Below are 14809 nucleotides of genomic sequence, written 5' to 3'. Positions count from 1 at the left end.
CCGCTGGTTCCTGATCGCCCCGGACCGTGACCGCACGTGCGTCTGCGACAAAAATGTCAGAGGCCCGTGCCAAAGTGAACACATGGACGCTTTTGCACTGATACTTGCCCTGCTGATGCTCATTCTTGGTGCCGTGGTTGGCGCAGCCTGCACCTACGTGGTGTTCCGGCGGCGCAGCGTGGCCCTGGAGCAGGACTTCGACGGCGTTTCGGCCCGCCTCTCGGAGGTCAGCGCCCAGTTCGCGGCGGCCGACGCCGAGCGGCGCCTTCTGTCGGCGCAGAACCGGGAGCTGGGCGAGGCACGCAATCAGGACGGCAGCGTCCTCCGCGCCCTGGCCCCGGTGGCAGAGAAACTTACGGCAGTGCAGCAGCAGGTGTCCCTGCTTGAACGTGACCGTCTGGAGCAATACGGGCAGCTGGCACAGCAGCTGCAGGAGGCGCGCCTTTCCGACCAGCAGCTTCTTCGCTCAACGCACGCCCTTGAATCCGCCCTGCGGTCCAACAGCGCCCGCGGCCAGTGGGGCGAGGTCCAGCTGCGCCGCGTCGTGGAAGCTGCAGGCATGCTCCGCCATGTGGACTTCCACGAGCAGCAGCACAGCGCCGGGGCGGGTAACGCCGTCCGGCCCGACCTCGTGGTCCAGCTTCCGGGCGGGAAGCAGCTTGTGGTGGACGCCAAGGTGCCCCTGGCGTCCTACCTGGAGGCCCAGGACCTGGGATCCTCGGCGGGGCAACAGCAGCCTGGGGCCGCGCTCACCGGCCAGAACGCGCTGCTGACGGCACACTCCAAGGCTTTGAAATCACACGTGGACGCCCTGAGCACCAAGAAATACTGGGACATTCCGGGCAATTCGCCGGAACTCGTCATCTGTTTTCTGCCAGCGGAATCCATCCTGGCAGCCGCGCTTGCGGCGGATCCCGCCCTCCTGGACTACGCCCTGAACAAGAACGTGGTGCTTGCGTCCCCGGGCACCCTGCTGGCCGTCCTGAAGTCAGTGGCGTTCACATGGCGCCAGGATGTGCTGACAGACAGTGCCCGGGAGCTCTTCGAGTTGGCGCGGCAGCTCTACGAGCGGATGGGAACGCTCGGCGAAAATGTCACCAAGCTGGGGTCCTCGCTGAAGACTTCCGTTGACCGCTACAACTCGATGGTGGGGACGCTCGAAGCACGGATCCTTCCCACGGCCCGGAAACTCAACGCCCTCGAAGCCGAAGGACTGGTCACGCCGCCTGCGGTCGAGGTGACGCCCCGATCCGTGGCGGCACCCGAGCTCCAGTCTGAGGAGTCGGCCGCCTAATACGCGGCCGGGCAGGAATCAGAAGGGAGTGCGTCAGACCCGCGCGCCGCGTCCGCCGAGGGCGCGGGTCACGTCGCCGGACTTCTTGAGGGTTGCGCGCAGCTCCTTGGGCAGCGAGAAGAGCAGGTCTTCCTCCGCTGTGACCACTTCCTCCACGGCGCCGTAGCCGTAGTCCGCAAGCAGCCGGAGCACGTCCTTGACCAGCACCTCCGGAACGGAGGCACCGGAGGTGACGCCAACCGTGGCGACGCCTTCGAACCAGGCCTCATCCACTTCGTTGGCGAAGTCGACGCGGTAAGAGGCCTTTGCGCCGTATTCCAGTGCAACCTCCACAAGCCGGACAGAGTTGGAGGAGTTGGCGGAGCCCACCACGATGACCAGGTCGGCCTGCGGGGAGATCTTCTTAATGGCCACCTGGCGGTTGGTGGTGGCATAGCAGATGTCGTCGCTGGGCGGATCCTGCAGCGTCGGGAAGCGTTCCTTCAGCAACCGGACCGTTTCCATGGTTTCATCCACGCTTAGTGTGGTCTGCGAAAGCCAGATGACCTTTTCCGGATCCCTGACTGTCACCTTATCCACTTCATGCGGGCCGTTGATGATCTGGATGTGCTCAGGGGCTTCGCCGGCCGTTCCTTCAACTTCCTCGTGGCCGTCATGGCCAATGAGGAGGATGTCGAAGTCGTCCTTGGCAAAACGGACGGCCTCCCGGTGCACCTTGGTAACCAGCGGACAGGTTGCGTCAATCGTACGCAGGCCGCGGTCCTCTGCCGATTGCACCACTGCAGGCGATACCCCGTGGGCCGAAAAGATGACCAGGGCACCTTCGGGGACCTCATCGGTTTCATCAACGAAGATGGCGCCCTTCGCCTCAAGCGAGCTCACGACGTGGACGTTGTGAACGATCTGCTTACGGACGTACACGGGCGGACCATAGTGTTCCAGTGCCTTCTCAACCGCAATGACTGCCCGGTCGACTCCGGCGCAATAGCCGCGGGGAGCTGCGAGCAGTACTTTTTTGGGACCGGGCACCGGTGCCGCAGCCAGCACGTCCTCAGGCGACCGGCGCCTGCGTGGAATTGACGGCATGGGGATGGAGACTGCTGAGGTGGTCATTGTTCAATGCTACCGGGAACGCCGGTCGCGCCCGGCGCGGGCAACGACGGCGCCTGCAACAACACGGAGAATGACTCCCGCCACGATGAGGACTCCGCCGGCAATGAGTGCCGCAAGGATCCACTGCCCGAACCGCTCGGAGGATGCCGCCACAAATTCGCTCTTGAAGATGTCCGCCACCTCGTTTCCGCTGGCTGTCCCGCCCACTGCGAGTCCGGCAGCGTCTGAGCCGAGTTTCCACACCGCCGCCAGCACCAACGCCCCGGCTCCCGTACCCGCCAGCACGGTCCAGCGGCGGCGCGCGGCAATCAGGGCCAGAAGGAAGGCGATGGCGGAGCCGGCAGCCACCGCATAGCCCATGGGGGCATACGCCGAAACCTGGTCCACGAGTTGACGCTGGCTTGGCTGTCCTATGTTGATCAGCGTCTCATCCGGCGCGTCCAGCGGAACATTTACTGCATCCGAAATCTGTTTGGTCAGCAGGCCAACCAGGGGTGCCACATCCAGGGTGAGGGACGTGGCCGGCTCAGCCTCCGGCGAGCCGGCCCCCGAAGCCGGGAAATTGAGCCGGTGGCTCTTCCTCAGCGTCTCCTCCCAGGCTGCCGGATAACCGGGGAGCGCCGTCAGGGATTTGGCGGCAGAGTCGAGGATCGGCTGCACTAGTTCCGCGAAGGGTTCAGGAATGCGGCCGGCCGGATCGATGCTGCCAACCGCTGCGGAAGCCAGCCGTTCCTGGAAGGCTGTGTCCTTGCCCAAGGGGGCGGCGAGGGAAACAAAGCCGTCCTCCTGGACAATGTTCCGGTCAACCCAGATGGCTGGAACGGCGACGGCGGCCAGCAGCAGTCCAAGGATGACGGCGGCAGCTGAGACAAAAGTGCGCAAGGGATTCCTCGGTTGTGGTGGGCGGTACTGCCATCCTAGGGCTGCCGGCGGGGAAGCAAAAATGTCGGCCGGCAGTGGTAGAGCTATGGATAGAGTTGATTCGGTTTGATGCCCGTCCGTTATTGATGCACTGCCCCCGCAAAGGATTCCCATGCCCAAGGCTCCCTCCCCGTCACGGTCCCACCGTGCCTGACAACGTGCCCGCGGCCACCACGGTTCCTGCCACGGCTGCCGAAACGAGCCCGGACAATCCCTGGCCCCTGCAGCTCCTGTCCCAGAAGCTCAAAGCCCACATCGACCGGACGCCCTCCGCCTGGGTCGAAGGCCAGGTCATCGAGTTGAACCGCCGCGGCGGCAGTGCCTTCATGACGCTCCGGGACGTCGACGCCGAAATTTCGCTGCCCGCGTCCATCTGGTCGAATGTGCTGGATCGCCAGGATGTTCCCCTGGAACGGGGTTCCAGGGTTGTCGCGCTCCTGAAAGCCGAGTTCTGGCTGAAGACGGGGCGCCTCAACATGTCGGTGAAAGACATCCGGCCGGTGGGGCTGGGAGACCTGTTGGCACGGATTGAGCGGCTCCGCCACGCACTTTCCATGGAAGGGCTTTTTGCGGACTCCCGGAAGAAACGCCTCCCGCTCCTCCCCCACCGGATAGGTCTAATCACCGGACGCGACTCCGACGCCAAGAAGGACGTGCTGCGCAATGCCGCGCTCCGTTGGCCCGCCGTCGAATTCGAGGTCAGGGAGGTCGCCGTGCAGGGAAACACGGCTGTTTCCCAGATTATGGCCGCGCTGCGGGACCTCGATGCCGACCCTCATGTTGACGTCATTGTGATTGCCCGCGGCGGCGGCGCCCTTGAGGACCTCCTCCCGTTTAGTAATGAGGACCTGATCAGGGCCGTGTCCAACGCCTCCACGCCGGTGGTCAGCGCGATCGGCCATGAGGCGGACCGCCCCATCCTCGACGACGTCGCTGATCTACGGGCCTCCACGCCCACGGACGCCGCAAAGAGGATTGTTCCCGATGTGGCGGAGGAACTTGCCCGGGTACGGCAGGCCCGGGACCAGCTCCGGCGCGGAGTCAACCGCCTGGTGGAGCGGGAATCCGACCGGCTGGCTTCCCTGCATTCACGGCCTGTGCTCGCCGCGCCGGAGGTCATGGTCAGCGCCCGGGCCGAAGACGTGGCCCGGCTCAGCAGCCGCTCCCGTGCAGCCATCAGCACGGCAGTGCTGAGAGGGGCTGACCAGATCCTCCATCTTCGCAATCAGGTCCGATCCCTTTCCCCGCAGCAGACGCTGGATCGGGGCTACGCAGTGGTGCAGGTCGCCGGGACAGACCCGGCCGGGGACGCACCGCTGGCAGTCGTTCGGCACCCTTCGCAGGCTCCGGAGGGCTCTGATCTGTTCGTACGGGTTGCCGGTGGGTCCTTTGCCGCCCGGTCCACCGGCGGCCAGCGAATAACCGATCCCTAATCCAGCCCGCGCCGGAGAATCGCCCGGTAGCACCCATCCACTCATCACCAGCAGGGAGCAATTACATTGGCAGCAGAACAAAACCCGAACGCAGACATCGAGGCACTGAGCTACGAGGAGGCACGGGAGCAGCTTGTGGCTGTCGTGGGCAAGCTGGAAGCCGGCGGGGCCAGCCTGGAGGACTCTCTCGCGCTGTGGGAGCGGGGCGAAGCCCTTGCCAGACGCTGCGAGGAGTGGCTGGAAGGCGCCCGCAAACGGCTGGCCGCCGCCCGAAACCAGGCCGGCCCGGAGTCATAGGCCCCGGCCCGTCAGGACCGCTCCACGAGGCTCCGCTCAAGGTCGACGTCGAATTCCGCGGCGGGCCACTCAAGGTTAAGGTCTTCCAGGGCCTGGAGCAGCAGTTGCTGCACGGCGATGCGCGCGTACCACTTCTTGTTCGCCGGGATCACATGCCAAGGCGCCACTTCGGTATGCGTCTTATCGAAGGCCGCCTGGAAAGCGGCCATGTAGTCGTCCCAGAAGGCACGCTCCTTCAAGTCGCCGCTGCTGTACTTCCAGTGCTTCGAAGGATCGTCCAGCCGGGCCAGCAGGCGGGCTTTCTGTTCGTCCCGGCTGATGTTCAACATCACCTTGACGATTCGGGTGCCGCTGGCTGAAAGCCTGGCTTCAAATTCGTTGATCGCCGTGTAGCGCCGCTCCAGCTCTTCCGGAGAGGCCCAGCCGTGGACGCGGTGAATGAGCACATCCTCATAGTGGGAGCGGTCAAACACCCCCACCATGCCGGCCGCGGGTACTTCCTTTTCGATCCGCCAGAGGAAGTCGTAGGACTTTTCCTCATCGGTGGGCGCCTTGAACGCCTTGAGCTGCACACCCTGCGGGTCCATGGCGCCCACGACGTGGGCCACGATGCCGCCTTTCCCCGCCGTGTCCATGGCCTGGAGGATCAGCAGTACGCGCTTGGTGCCGCCGAATTTGGCTTCCGCGAACAACTTCTCCTGGAGCGTGGCGAGTTTGCCGTCGAGTTCGGCCAGGAGGGCCTGTCCGTCCGATTTGCCGCCAGGGTACCCCGGAGTGGAATCCGGATCGACCTCGGACAGCCTGAACCCGTCACCGGCCGCGAGGGTTCCTGAGGGGTGTTCGTCGAATGTTTCGATTCCTGACATGTGAAGCCTTCCGCCGATGTGCCGCCAGTCCGGAGACCCGCTTCCTCGCGGCCGCGTCCGGTTGCCGCCGCCCGGGAAACACCGGGCGGCGCTGATGCCATCAGGCTAGTTCCCCTGGTACCGGCTCAGGAAGTCCCCCATACGGCCGATTGCCTCTTCGATATCCTTCACGTTGGGCAGCGTAACCATCCGGAAGTGATCCGGCCGTACCCAGTTGAAGGCGCGGCCGTGCGAAACGAGGATCTTCTGCTCACGGAGCAGGTCCAGGACAAACTTCTCGTCGTCCCGGATGTGGAAGACCTCCGGATCCAGTTTCGGAAACAGGTACAGCGCTCCCCTCGCCTGCTGCGTGCTGACGCCGGGGATGGCATTAAGCAGGTCGTAAGCCTTGTTCCGCTGTTCCAGCAGTCGGCCCCCGGGCAGGATCAGGTCATTGATGCTCTGGTATCCCCCCAATGCCGTCTGGATGGCATGCTGGGCAGGCACGTTGGCGCACAATCGCATGTTGGCAAGCAGGCTGATGCCTTCGAGGTAGTCGGCCGCGTCCTTCTTTGGCCCGGAAATCGCCATCCAGCCGGCCCGGTAACCGCACACGCGGTATGCCTTGGACAACCCGCTGAAGGTCAGGCACAGGACGTCGTCGCCGGTGAGGCCGGCCAGGTTAACGTGGACAGCGTCCTCGTACAGGATCTTCTCGTAGATTTCATCCGCAAAAAGAACCAGGCCGTGCTTTTCGGCCAGGGCCACGATCTTCTTGAGGGTCTCCTCCGGATACACCGCACCGGTGGGATTGTTCGGGTTGATCACCACGATTCCCTTGGTCCGGGAGGTGATCTTGGATTCCAGGTCCTCCAGGTCCGGCTGCCAGCCGGACTCTTCATCACACAGGTAGTGCACGGGCCGCCCGCTTGCCAGGGCCACGGAGGCCGTCCAGAGGGGGTAGTCAGGCGTGGGGATCAGAACCTCGTCGCCGTCGTCGAGGAGCGCCATGAGGGACATGGTGATGAGCTCGCTGACCCCGTTGCCGAGGTAGATGTCGTCCACGTGGATGTTCTGGATACCGCGGGTCTGGTAGTACTGCGACACTGCGGTCCGGGCGGAGAATATTCCCCGGGAGTCACTGTAGCCCTGGGCATGGGGCAGATGGCGGATCATGTCCACCAGGATCGCGTCCGGCGCTTCAAAACCAAACGGGGCCGGGTTTCCGATGTTCAGTTTGAGGATCCGGTGACCCTCTGCCTCCATCTGCTGGGCGGCCTGAAGAATCGGTCCACGGATGTCGTAGAGGACATTATGAAGCTTGGTGGACTGCTTGAATTCTGCCATTCATCAAATATGCCATATGGAGGATGTACTTCCGCTGAGACTTGACTCACACCGAGAACGACGGCGGCGCCTGCCGGACCCCGTGAGGTCCGGCAGGCGCCGTCGGACTTGCTTTAGCTGGTTTGGCCTACTTGACGAGGCCCTTGTCCTTAAGCCAGGCGGCCGCGGCATCCTTCGGGTTCTGCTTCTGCGTCCCGCTGACTGCACGGTTGAGGTTGATCAGGTCATCCGTGGTGAGGGTCTTGGAAACGGAGTTGAGCGCTTCCTTGGCCTTATCGGTCATCTTGGCCTTGTTGTACAGCGGCAGGACCTGCTGGGCGATGAAGTTATTCTTGGGATCATCCAGGACCACCAGGTCGTTGTCGGCAATGGCCGGCGTGGTGGTGTAGATGTCCGCGACCTGCACCTTGTCCTCGAGCAGCGCCTTGACGGTGATGGGGCCGCCGCCGTCGCTGAACGGTTCCAGCTTCTTGGGTTCGCAGCTGTAGTTCTTCTTCAGTCCCGGCAGGCCGTAGGCGCGCTCTGCGAAGGTAGCCGGAGCTCCTACGACAAGCTCGCTGCAGACCTTGGCGAGGTCTTCGATCGATTTGAGCTGGTACTTTTCGGCCGTAGCTTTCGTCACCACCATGGCGTCCTTGTCCTCCGCCTTGGACGCTTCCAGCACGGCCAGGCCCTCCGGCAGCTTGGCCGGAAGCGCCTTGTAGATGTCCTCCGCCGAAACCTCGGTGGCTTCCTTGTTCACATGCAGCAGGAGGTTTCCGCTGTAATCCGGAATCACGTCCACCGAGCCGTCCTGGACAGCCTTGAAGTACACCTCGCGCGAGCCGATGTTGGGCTTGGTGCTTGCGGTCACGCCGGCGGCGTTCAAGGCACCGGCATAGATTTCAGCGATGATCTGGCTTTCGGGGAAGTCCGCAGACCCGATCACCAGCGCAGAACCTGACCCGGAACCGCCCGTGGCCGGCGCACTTCCCAGCGGGTCCGAACCGCCGCCGCACGCGGACAGGGCCAGGGCCAGCCCCACGCCGGCGGCCAGGCCGCCGAATGCGCGGCGGCCCAGGTTACTAGGGTTGGTTTCCTTCATGATGTACCTCCTTGAACAACAGGCTCCGCGGGCACGGGGTCTGTGAGAACAACCGGCGCCTGCTGGCTCCGGCCTGGCGTGGCAGAGGCTCCCCGCGACAGGAACAGCCTCTGGAAAACAGCGAGCAGCAGATCGACCGCGATGGCCAGCGCTGCTATCAGCAGCGAGCCGCCCAGCATCTGTGGAAAATCGGACAGCACCAGGCCGTCGAAGAGATACCGGCCCAGTCCGCCGAGGTTGATGTAGGCCACCACTGAAACTGTGGCGATCACCTGGAGCACACCGGTCCTGAATCCGCCGAACATCACGGTCAGGGCATTGGGAAATTCCGCCCGGAACAGCACCTGCAGTTCGGTCATGCCCATGGCCCGGGCCGCGTCCACGACGTTCCGGTCCACGCTGGCAATTCCGGCGTAGGTGCCCGCGAGCAGCGGGGGGACCGTGAGAATCACAAGGGCCCAGATAGGAGGCATCAGGCCAATGCCGGCAAGGAGCACGAAAAGGGTCAGCAGGCCCAGGGTGGGCAACGCCCGGAGTGCGCCGGCCAAGGCAACCACCGCCACCCGGCCGCGCCCGGTGTGGCCGACATAGAGGCCGATAGGGACGGCGATGGCGGTGGCAATCAGCATCACGAGCCCCGTGTACTGCAGGTGCTCAGCCAGCCTCGCCGGAATGCCTGAGCTTCCCGCCCAGTGCAGCGGGTCTCCCAGCCACGCGAAGGTATCCGCGAAGACGTTGCTCATGCCGACGCACCCCCCGTCCGCACATCGGACAGACGCCCGGCCGCCGAAGGGATGGCAGCTTTGTCCGTCCTGCCGGCCGCCCTGGTCCAGGGTGTCAGGAGCCGTTCCAGGAGCACCAGGACCGCATCCATCAGCAGCGCCAGTACCAGGATGGCAATGATCCCGACCACGACTTCGGTTATGAAGCCCCGTTGGAGGCCGGAGGTGAAGAGCATTCCGAGGTTTCCGATTCCCAGGAGGGCCGCCACGCTCACCAGCGAAATATTGCTGACGGACACCACCCGCAGCCCGGCGAACAGCACCGGCAGGGAGAGCGGGAGATCGATCTGAAGGAAGCGCGCGCCTGGCTTGAACCCCATGGCGACGGCGGCCTGCCGGAGATCTTCGTCGACGGAATCGAAGGCGTCGAGCGCTGCCCGTACCAGCAGCGCCACGGCATAGATCGTGAGGGCCACGATCACGTTGACAGGGTCAAGGACCCTGGTCCCCAGGACTGACGGGAGAATGATGAACAGGGCAAGCGACGGGACCGTGTAGAGCAGGGACGTGGCCGTGACAACCACGGAACGCAGGGTCCTGTTCCGCCGGGCGAACTGGGCCAGCGGAATCGAAAGCACCAGGCCAAGGACCATGGGCACTATGGCCAGCATGAGGTGCTGGCCGGCCAGCTCGAACACCCGCCCGCTGTTGGCCAGGAACCATTCCATCAGAGGGCACCCTGCCGGACCAGCCGGGCCGATTCGATGACCGCGAGCACCTCGTCCGCCTTAAGGACTCCAGCGAGCCGGCCGTCCGCGTCCACAGCCACGCCCAGGCCGGAGGGTGAGGACAGCGCCGCGTCGAGGGCGCGCCGGAGCGTATCCCCCTTCCGGAAAAGGGAACCGCCGGGTATCAGCACGGCGCCGGCACCGGGGCTTGTCCAGCCGAGCGGGCGTGACTCCGCATCCAGTACGAGCAGCCAGTCGCCGCCCGATCCGGCAGCACCGGCCTCCAGTTCCCTGCGACTGACCGTCGGCACGTCATGGAGGGCGACGGCGTCGGAAGGGCTGAACGCCAGGTGACGGAATCCCCGGTCCTTGCCCACGAACGAGGCCACGAAATCGCTCGCCGGCGCCCTGAGGATCTCCTCGGGAGTTGCATACTGGGCCAATTTGCCCCCGGTGGCGAAGACAGCAACCTTGTCCCCCAGCACGGTGGCTTCATCGATGTCATGGGTGACGAAAACGATGGTCTTGGCCAGATCCCGCTGCAACCGGAGAAGCTCCTGCTGCAGTTCGTCCCGCACCACCGGGTCCACCGCGCTGAACGGTTCGTCCATCAGCAGCACCGGCGGGTCTGCCGCGAGCGCCCGCGCTACTCCGACCCGCTGCTGCTGGCCGCCGGACAGCTGGGAGGGGTACCTCCTGCCGAGCACCGAAGCCAGCCCGACGACGTCGAGCAGTTCCTCGGCGCGCTTGCGCGCCTCCGCCTTGGGAACGCCGTTCAACCGCGGGACCGTAGCGATGTTGTCCAGAACCGAGCGGTGCGGCATGAGCCCGGAGGACTGCATGACATAGCCCATGGACCGCCGCAACTGCGCGGCCGGCACGGAGGTGACGTCTTTCCCGTCCACGGTAATGGTGCCGGACGTGGGCTCCACCATGCGGTTGATCATCCGCAGGGAGGTGGTCTTGCCGCAGCCCGAGGGCCCGACAAAGACAGTGATGGAGCCCTTGTCGATGGACATGGTGAGGTTGTCCACGGCCGGCTGCCCGCCCTGGTACTGCTTGGTGACGCTCTGGAATTCGATCATGGCTTCAGCCATTTCCGGGCTTACCTTACTGTTGGCGGCGACATCGGACGGTCAAGCCGGAAGATCATAAGCATGCTGATTTTCGGCTGTAAAGCAGGTAATACACAGCGTAACCAGCGGCCCGGACAAAGTCAGCGGTGCCGCGGCTACCGTAAGCATTCGGTGACCTGCGCCTTTTGGATGGGTGGCGGTGCCGGACTCTTCCACTTCATGCAGCCCGGCACCGCCGTCGCCCTTCCTTAGCGCGTCAACTGCGCTTCCGTTTGCCCCGCTTTCCGTCGCCGCCGGCGCGGTCGGCGGCGTTTTCGTGTCCGTAGCGCTCGGCCGCCCGCTGGCTCTTGCCCGCCACCACCACCTTCTGGTGCCATTCCCGCTGGTACGCCCGCCGGGCTGCTGCGTCGTGCCGGCGGTTGAGTGCCGCAAGCTCACGCTGGAGCTTGAGGTAGCTCTCCCACCTGCGGATCTCCAGCGTCCCGTCGACGAGCGCTGCCTGGACAGCGCAGCCGGGCTCCCGATCGTGCGCGCAGTCGGCGAAGCGGCACCGGCCGAACAGCTCCTCGAGGTCTCCAAACATCTCCCCCATTCCGTCCTCGGCGTCGAATAGCCCGAAGCCGCGCACACCGGGCGTGTCCATGAGCACCGTACCCCCGGGCAGCGGGACCAGCTCCCGGGAGGTGGTGGTGTGTCTGCCTTTGCCGTCGCCGGCCCGGACCGGACCGACGTCCTGGACGTGATGCCCGGCAAGGGCGTTGATCAGCGTGGACTTGCCGGCGCCGGAGGGCCCCAGCAGGACCACGGTGCCTCCGGCGGGCACGTGTCCGAGCAGTTCATCGAGGCCGTCGCCCCGTTCCGCCGACGTGGTCACCACAGCTACGCCCGCAGCCTGCAGGATGACCTTTCCGACGACGTCGTCCGCGATGTCGGCAAGGTCGGCTTTGGTGATGATAACCAGCGGGGTGGCTCCCGATTCCCACGCCGCCACCAGCGTTCGCTCCAGCCGGTTGTGGGTGAGGGGCCGGTCGACCGGGACCACGACTCCAACCACATCTATGTTGGCGCCCAGGACCTGGGCCTCCGAGGATGCTTCGAAGGCCCGCTTTCGGCTCAGCGCGGACTGGCGGGGCAGCACAGCGACGACGGCGGGTTCCCCCGCCAAGTTGGCACCGAGCCACACCCAGTCGCCGGTGGCAGGGATGTCGCCGTTGGCCGGGTAAGGCAGGTGCCGTAGCTCCGCCGCCCCGGCAACCACGACCCTGTTCCGGTCCACACGGACCACCCGCCCGGGGCTCTCCGCGCCGGGGACGGGATGGGCCTCGAAAAGTGCTGCCGTCCGAGCTGTGAAGCCGTACTGCACGGGACCGGCCAGCATTGATGTTGAGGTGGTATTTGTTGAAATTTTTGCGGTCAGCACGTGACCTGGAGTTGTTTTCACTGAAAAACCTCTGGTGAGGCCCCGTGGGCACGGACTCCGCTGATTGAATCAGTTGGTGCGACTCAGCTGCTGCGGGTCAGGACGTGCTTGCGTCCGGGGCGGGAATAATGACGTTGTTGGCGCTCTGGGCGCACAGGAATATTGCAGTCATCATCTCCACCTCCCCGTGTCCGCGATCATCACACTTGATGTCAGACCGTTAGCTTTGCCGGGCGCATAAGCCGGCGGCTTTTCAAGGCTAAACCGTCCAGCCCGGCTTGGCTAGGGGTCAGGCCGTCCCACGTGTATCTGCGGTTGACGGGCCCCTGCCGGCAACCGGTTCTTCGGCCTAGAGTTGGTCTGTGACGAACCTTGAAGTAAGCCCCGTTGAAGAAGTGTGCCCGCCAGGACAGCCCGGAGGGTACGAGGGAAACGGTCCATGCCTCCAGTTGTGGCCGGCACGGGAAGTCCCGCTCGGCGGAGTCCGGGCCATGAACGTCCTCCGGACCCTTCCGCAACGGGGCCTGCCCACCGTGGGCGCCTGGTGCTTCCTGGACAGTTTCGGCCCGGACCGGGTGGCCATGTCCGTCCTGCCGCACCCCCACACCGGTCTGCAGACCGTAACGTGGCCCCTTGCCGGCACCATCAGGCACCGTGACAGCGTCGGCAGCGATGTGATTGTGCGTCCGGGCGAGCTCAATATTATGACCGCGGGCAACGGCGTCTCGCACTCCGAATTCGCCGTGCTACCGCCCCGGCGTTCTTTCGGTGAACCGACGGACGCCGGGTCTTTCGGCGCCGCAACCGTTTCGGCGGGGGCTTCCGACGCCGGGACCGAACTGCCGCTGCAGCGCGGCCTCCAGTTGTGGGTCGCCCTTCCGGACGGCGAGCGCCACAGGACACCCGCGTTCGAGCAGCACCGCAACCTCCCGGAGGTCACCGGTGACGGTTTCACCGCAACGGTGATGGTGGGAAGCTTCGCCGGGGTGGCCTCGCCGGCCACGATGTATTCACCCATCGTCGGTGCGGACATCACCTGCAGCGGATCAGTCGTCCTGCCGCTTGACCCCGAGTTTGAGCATGCGGTGCTGGTGCTCGACGGCGGCCTCACCCTCGACGGGCAGGACGTGCCGCCGGGTCCGCTGGGTTACCTTGGGGCCGGCCGGCGCCTGCTGGAAGTCGGGGCGCTGCCCGGGACCCGCTTCATCCTGCTGGGCGGCGAGCCGTTCCAGGAAGAGCTGCTGATGTGGTGGAACTTCGTGGGCCGGACCCACGAAGAAGTGGCACAGGCCCGCCAGGACTGGGAGGACCAGGCAGACCTCCCGGACCCGACAGCCGAAGGCTCCCGGTTCGGACTCGTCCGCGGGCACGGACCGGAGGCGGGCGCCGAGGCCGGGCGCATTCCGGCGCCTCCCCTGCCGGGTGTCCGGCTCCGGCCCCGCACACGTTCCTGACGCCGGCTGCTGGCGGCCGGGCGCCGGCTGCCGGACGCCGCACGGCGCCCGGAGGCTACCCCTGCTCGGCCACCAGCTGCAGGACCCCGAAGACAGGGTCCTGCTGCAGGACCCGAACGTCCGTGACGCCGACGGCGGCGAGGGCGCGCTTGAAGGAGTCCTGCAGCCGCGCCACGTTCATGCCGAGGCCGCTGCCCAGAATCACCGGGCCCTGGATGCCCAGCTTCCGTAAAGCTTGCGCAGCCAGTCCGGCGAGGTCCATGCCTGCCTGTTCAACAAGCGCTTGGCTGGCGGCGTGGCCCGCGTCTGCGGCTTCCACAACGAGCCGGGCCCGCTGGGCCCAGTACCGCCGGCCGGTGTCCGGTGAGTGGAAAAGCGCTATCAGCTTGTTGGGGTCCTCGATGTTGCAGGACCGCAGCAGGGCGGTGGTGAGTTCGTCGGGTTCCAGGCCCTGGTTCATGCGGCGGAGGCTGTGCCGGACAGCCTCGCGGCCCAGCCAGTAGCCGCTGCCTTCGTCTCCGAGCAGGTAGCCCCAGCCGCCGGCCCGTGCTTCCTCGCCCCGGTCATTCTTGCCCCAGGCAGCCGAGCCGGTGCCGGCGATAACGGCCACCCCTGTGCTCGCCCCGCCGGCCGCCAGCAACAGCCGCGAGTCATGGACCACCGTGATCCTGGCGCCGGGCACGTGGGGCGCGATCAGAGCTGAGAGTGCGGCCGCGTCCTCGTCCGTGTCGATGCCGCCGGCCCCGGCGTAGACCTGGGACACCGCGCCTCCGCCGATCTTCGCGAACAGCTCCGCCAGGTGCAGTGCCGCTTCCTCACGGCTGACGTTCTGCACGTTCGAGCTGCCGACGCTTTCGTCGGCCACAACCTTCCCGTCCTCGAAGCGGACGCCGCGCGTCTTGGTGCCGCCGATATCCAGGCCGATCACAGCGCCGGGGATCACGGTGCCGGGGATCCTGGCGGGCGGTGCCGCGGACGGCGCGTCGGGGGCACCGCCGGTGGAAGGAACAGAATCCGTCGCCGGCAGGTTGTCAGAATTAGTCACGTGAACAGACTACTGAGTGACCACAAGGAG

General features: G+C 65.6%; 14 protein-coding genes. 4 read left to right on the top strand and 10 right to left on the bottom strand.

All coding sequences use genetic code 11. The features are described from left to right. The first annotated feature begins 82 nt into the window (after positions 1–82). Positions 83–1294 (top strand): DNA recombination protein RmuC, encoded by a 1212-nt coding sequence (locus ACFVWT_RS03265; protein WP_390245170.1) that lies wholly within the window; start codon positions 83–85, stop codon positions 1292–1294. Positions 1295–1327: 33 nt separating this feature from the next. Here the strand turns inward: ACFVWT_RS03265 and ACFVWT_RS03260 are convergent, their stop codons facing one another. Beyond that, a complete protein-coding gene (locus tag ACFVWT_RS03260) occupies positions 1328–2407 on the bottom strand; it encodes a 4-hydroxy-3-methylbut-2-enyl diphosphate reductase (protein WP_390245168.1) in 1080 nt (359 codons plus the stop codon). A 9-nt stretch (positions 2408–2416) separates the two neighbouring features. Continuing rightward, positions 2417–3289 (bottom strand): hypothetical protein, encoded by an 873-nt coding sequence (locus tag ACFVWT_RS03255; RefSeq protein ID WP_390245166.1) that lies wholly within the window; start codon positions 3287–3289, stop codon positions 2417–2419. A 185-nt stretch (positions 3290–3474) separates the two neighbouring features. Between ACFVWT_RS03255 and xseA the strand changes: the two genes are divergently transcribed. Then, positions 3475–4761, top strand: coding sequence for an exodeoxyribonuclease VII large subunit (gene xseA, locus ACFVWT_RS03250; protein WP_390245164.1), 1287 nt, complete (start codon positions 3475–3477; stop codon positions 4759–4761). A 66-nt stretch (positions 4762–4827) separates the two neighbouring features. Continuing rightward, complete coding sequence (locus ACFVWT_RS03245) at positions 4828–5058, top strand: exodeoxyribonuclease VII small subunit (RefSeq protein WP_390245162.1); 231 nt, start codon at positions 4828–4830, stop codon at positions 5056–5058. 11 nt (positions 5059–5069) lie between these two features. Here ACFVWT_RS03245 and ACFVWT_RS03240 read toward each other — a convergent pair whose 3' ends face one another. From ACFVWT_RS03240 to rsgA, 7 genes are all read right to left on the bottom strand, one after another. Beyond that, on the bottom strand, positions 5070–5924 hold the full coding sequence (locus tag ACFVWT_RS03240) for a polyphosphate kinase 2 family protein (protein WP_390245160.1): 855 nt from the start codon (positions 5922–5924) through the stop codon (positions 5070–5072). Positions 5925–6029: 105 nt separating this feature from the next. Then, the gene (locus ACFVWT_RS03235; RefSeq protein ID WP_390245158.1) at positions 6030–7250 is read right to left on the bottom strand and encodes a pyridoxal phosphate-dependent aminotransferase; all 1221 of its coding nucleotides are present in this window, start codon (positions 7248–7250) and stop codon (positions 6030–6032) included. 127 nt (positions 7251–7377) lie between these two features. Beyond that, a complete protein-coding gene (locus tag ACFVWT_RS03230) occupies positions 7378–8334 on the bottom strand; it encodes a glycine betaine ABC transporter substrate-binding protein (protein WP_390245156.1) in 957 nt (318 codons plus the stop codon). After that, entirely contained in the window at positions 8331–9077 is a 747-nt protein-coding gene (locus ACFVWT_RS03225; protein ID WP_390245154.1) for an ABC transporter permease, read from the bottom strand. The genes ACFVWT_RS03230 and ACFVWT_RS03225 overlap by 4 nt, the downstream gene beginning before the upstream one ends. Next, positions 9074–9784 carry an ABC transporter permease gene (locus tag ACFVWT_RS03220; RefSeq protein ID WP_390245152.1) on the bottom strand — a complete coding sequence of 237 codons (711 nt, stop codon included), beginning with the start codon at positions 9782–9784 and terminating at the stop codon, positions 9074–9076. Before ACFVWT_RS03220 ends, ACFVWT_RS03225 begins: the two co-directional genes overlap by 4 nt. Next, positions 9784–10881 (bottom strand): ABC transporter ATP-binding protein, encoded by a 1098-nt coding sequence (locus ACFVWT_RS03215; protein WP_390245150.1) that lies wholly within the window; start codon positions 10879–10881, stop codon positions 9784–9786. Before ACFVWT_RS03215 ends, ACFVWT_RS03220 begins: the two co-directional genes overlap by 1 nt. A gap of 235 nt (positions 10882–11116) precedes the next feature. Further along, complete coding sequence (gene rsgA, locus ACFVWT_RS03210; protein WP_390245148.1) at positions 11117–12301, bottom strand: ribosome small subunit-dependent GTPase A; 1185 nt, start codon at positions 12299–12301, stop codon at positions 11117–11119. A gap of 341 nt (positions 12302–12642) precedes the next feature. On the opposite strand from rsgA, the gene ACFVWT_RS03205 reads away from it, so the two are divergent. Then, positions 12643–13734, top strand: a complete 1092-nt coding sequence (locus ACFVWT_RS03205; RefSeq protein ID WP_390245146.1) for a pirin family protein — start codon at positions 12643–12645, stop codon at positions 13732–13734. Between the two features lie 55 nt (positions 13735–13789). On the opposite strand, the gene ACFVWT_RS03200 is transcribed toward ACFVWT_RS03205, so the two are convergent. After that, positions 13790–14779, bottom strand: a complete 990-nt coding sequence (locus ACFVWT_RS03200) for an N-acetylglucosamine kinase (protein ID WP_390245144.1) — start codon at positions 14777–14779, stop codon at positions 13790–13792. Between the last annotated feature and the right edge of the window lie 30 nt (positions 14780–14809).

Source organism: Arthrobacter sp. NPDC058288 (assembly GCF_042880995.1).
In the GTDB taxonomy this organism is placed as follows: domain Bacteria; phylum Actinomycetota; class Actinomycetes; order Actinomycetales; family Micrococcaceae; genus Arthrobacter.
The sequence above is the reverse complement of the archived record's forward strand: the minus strand, read 5'-3'. Positions and strand labels throughout refer to the sequence as shown.

Bases quoted from the DNA above. Each gene is read 5' to 3' on its own strand.
- ACFVWT_RS03240 (WP_390245160.1), bottom strand. From the start codon at position 5,924: ATGTCAGGAATCGAAACATTCGACGAACACCCCTCAGGAACCCTCGCG.
- ACFVWT_RS03260 (WP_390245168.1), bottom strand. From the start codon at position 2,407: ATGACCACCTCAGCAGTCTCCATCCCCATGCCGTCAATTCCACGCAGG.
- ACFVWT_RS03220 (WP_390245152.1), bottom strand. From the start codon at position 9,784: ATGGAATGGTTCCTGGCCAACAGCGGGCGGGTGTTCGAGCTGGCCGGC.
- ACFVWT_RS03215 (WP_390245150.1), bottom strand. From the start codon at position 10,881: ATGGCTGAAGCCATGATCGAATTCCAGAGCGTCACCAAGCAGTACCAG.
- ACFVWT_RS03235 (WP_390245158.1), bottom strand. From the start codon at position 7,250: ATGGCAGAATTCAAGCAGTCCACCAAGCTTCATAATGTCCTCTACGAC.
- ACFVWT_RS03225 (WP_390245154.1), bottom strand. From the start codon at position 9,077: ATGAGCAACGTCTTCGCGGATACCTTCGCGTGGCTGGGAGACCCGCTG.
- ACFVWT_RS03265 (WP_390245170.1), top strand. From the start codon at position 83: ATGGACGCTTTTGCACTGATACTTGCCCTGCTGATGCTCATTCTTGGT.
- ACFVWT_RS03230 (WP_390245156.1), bottom strand. From the start codon at position 8,334: ATGAAGGAAACCAACCCTAGTAACCTGGGCCGCCGCGCATTCGGCGGC.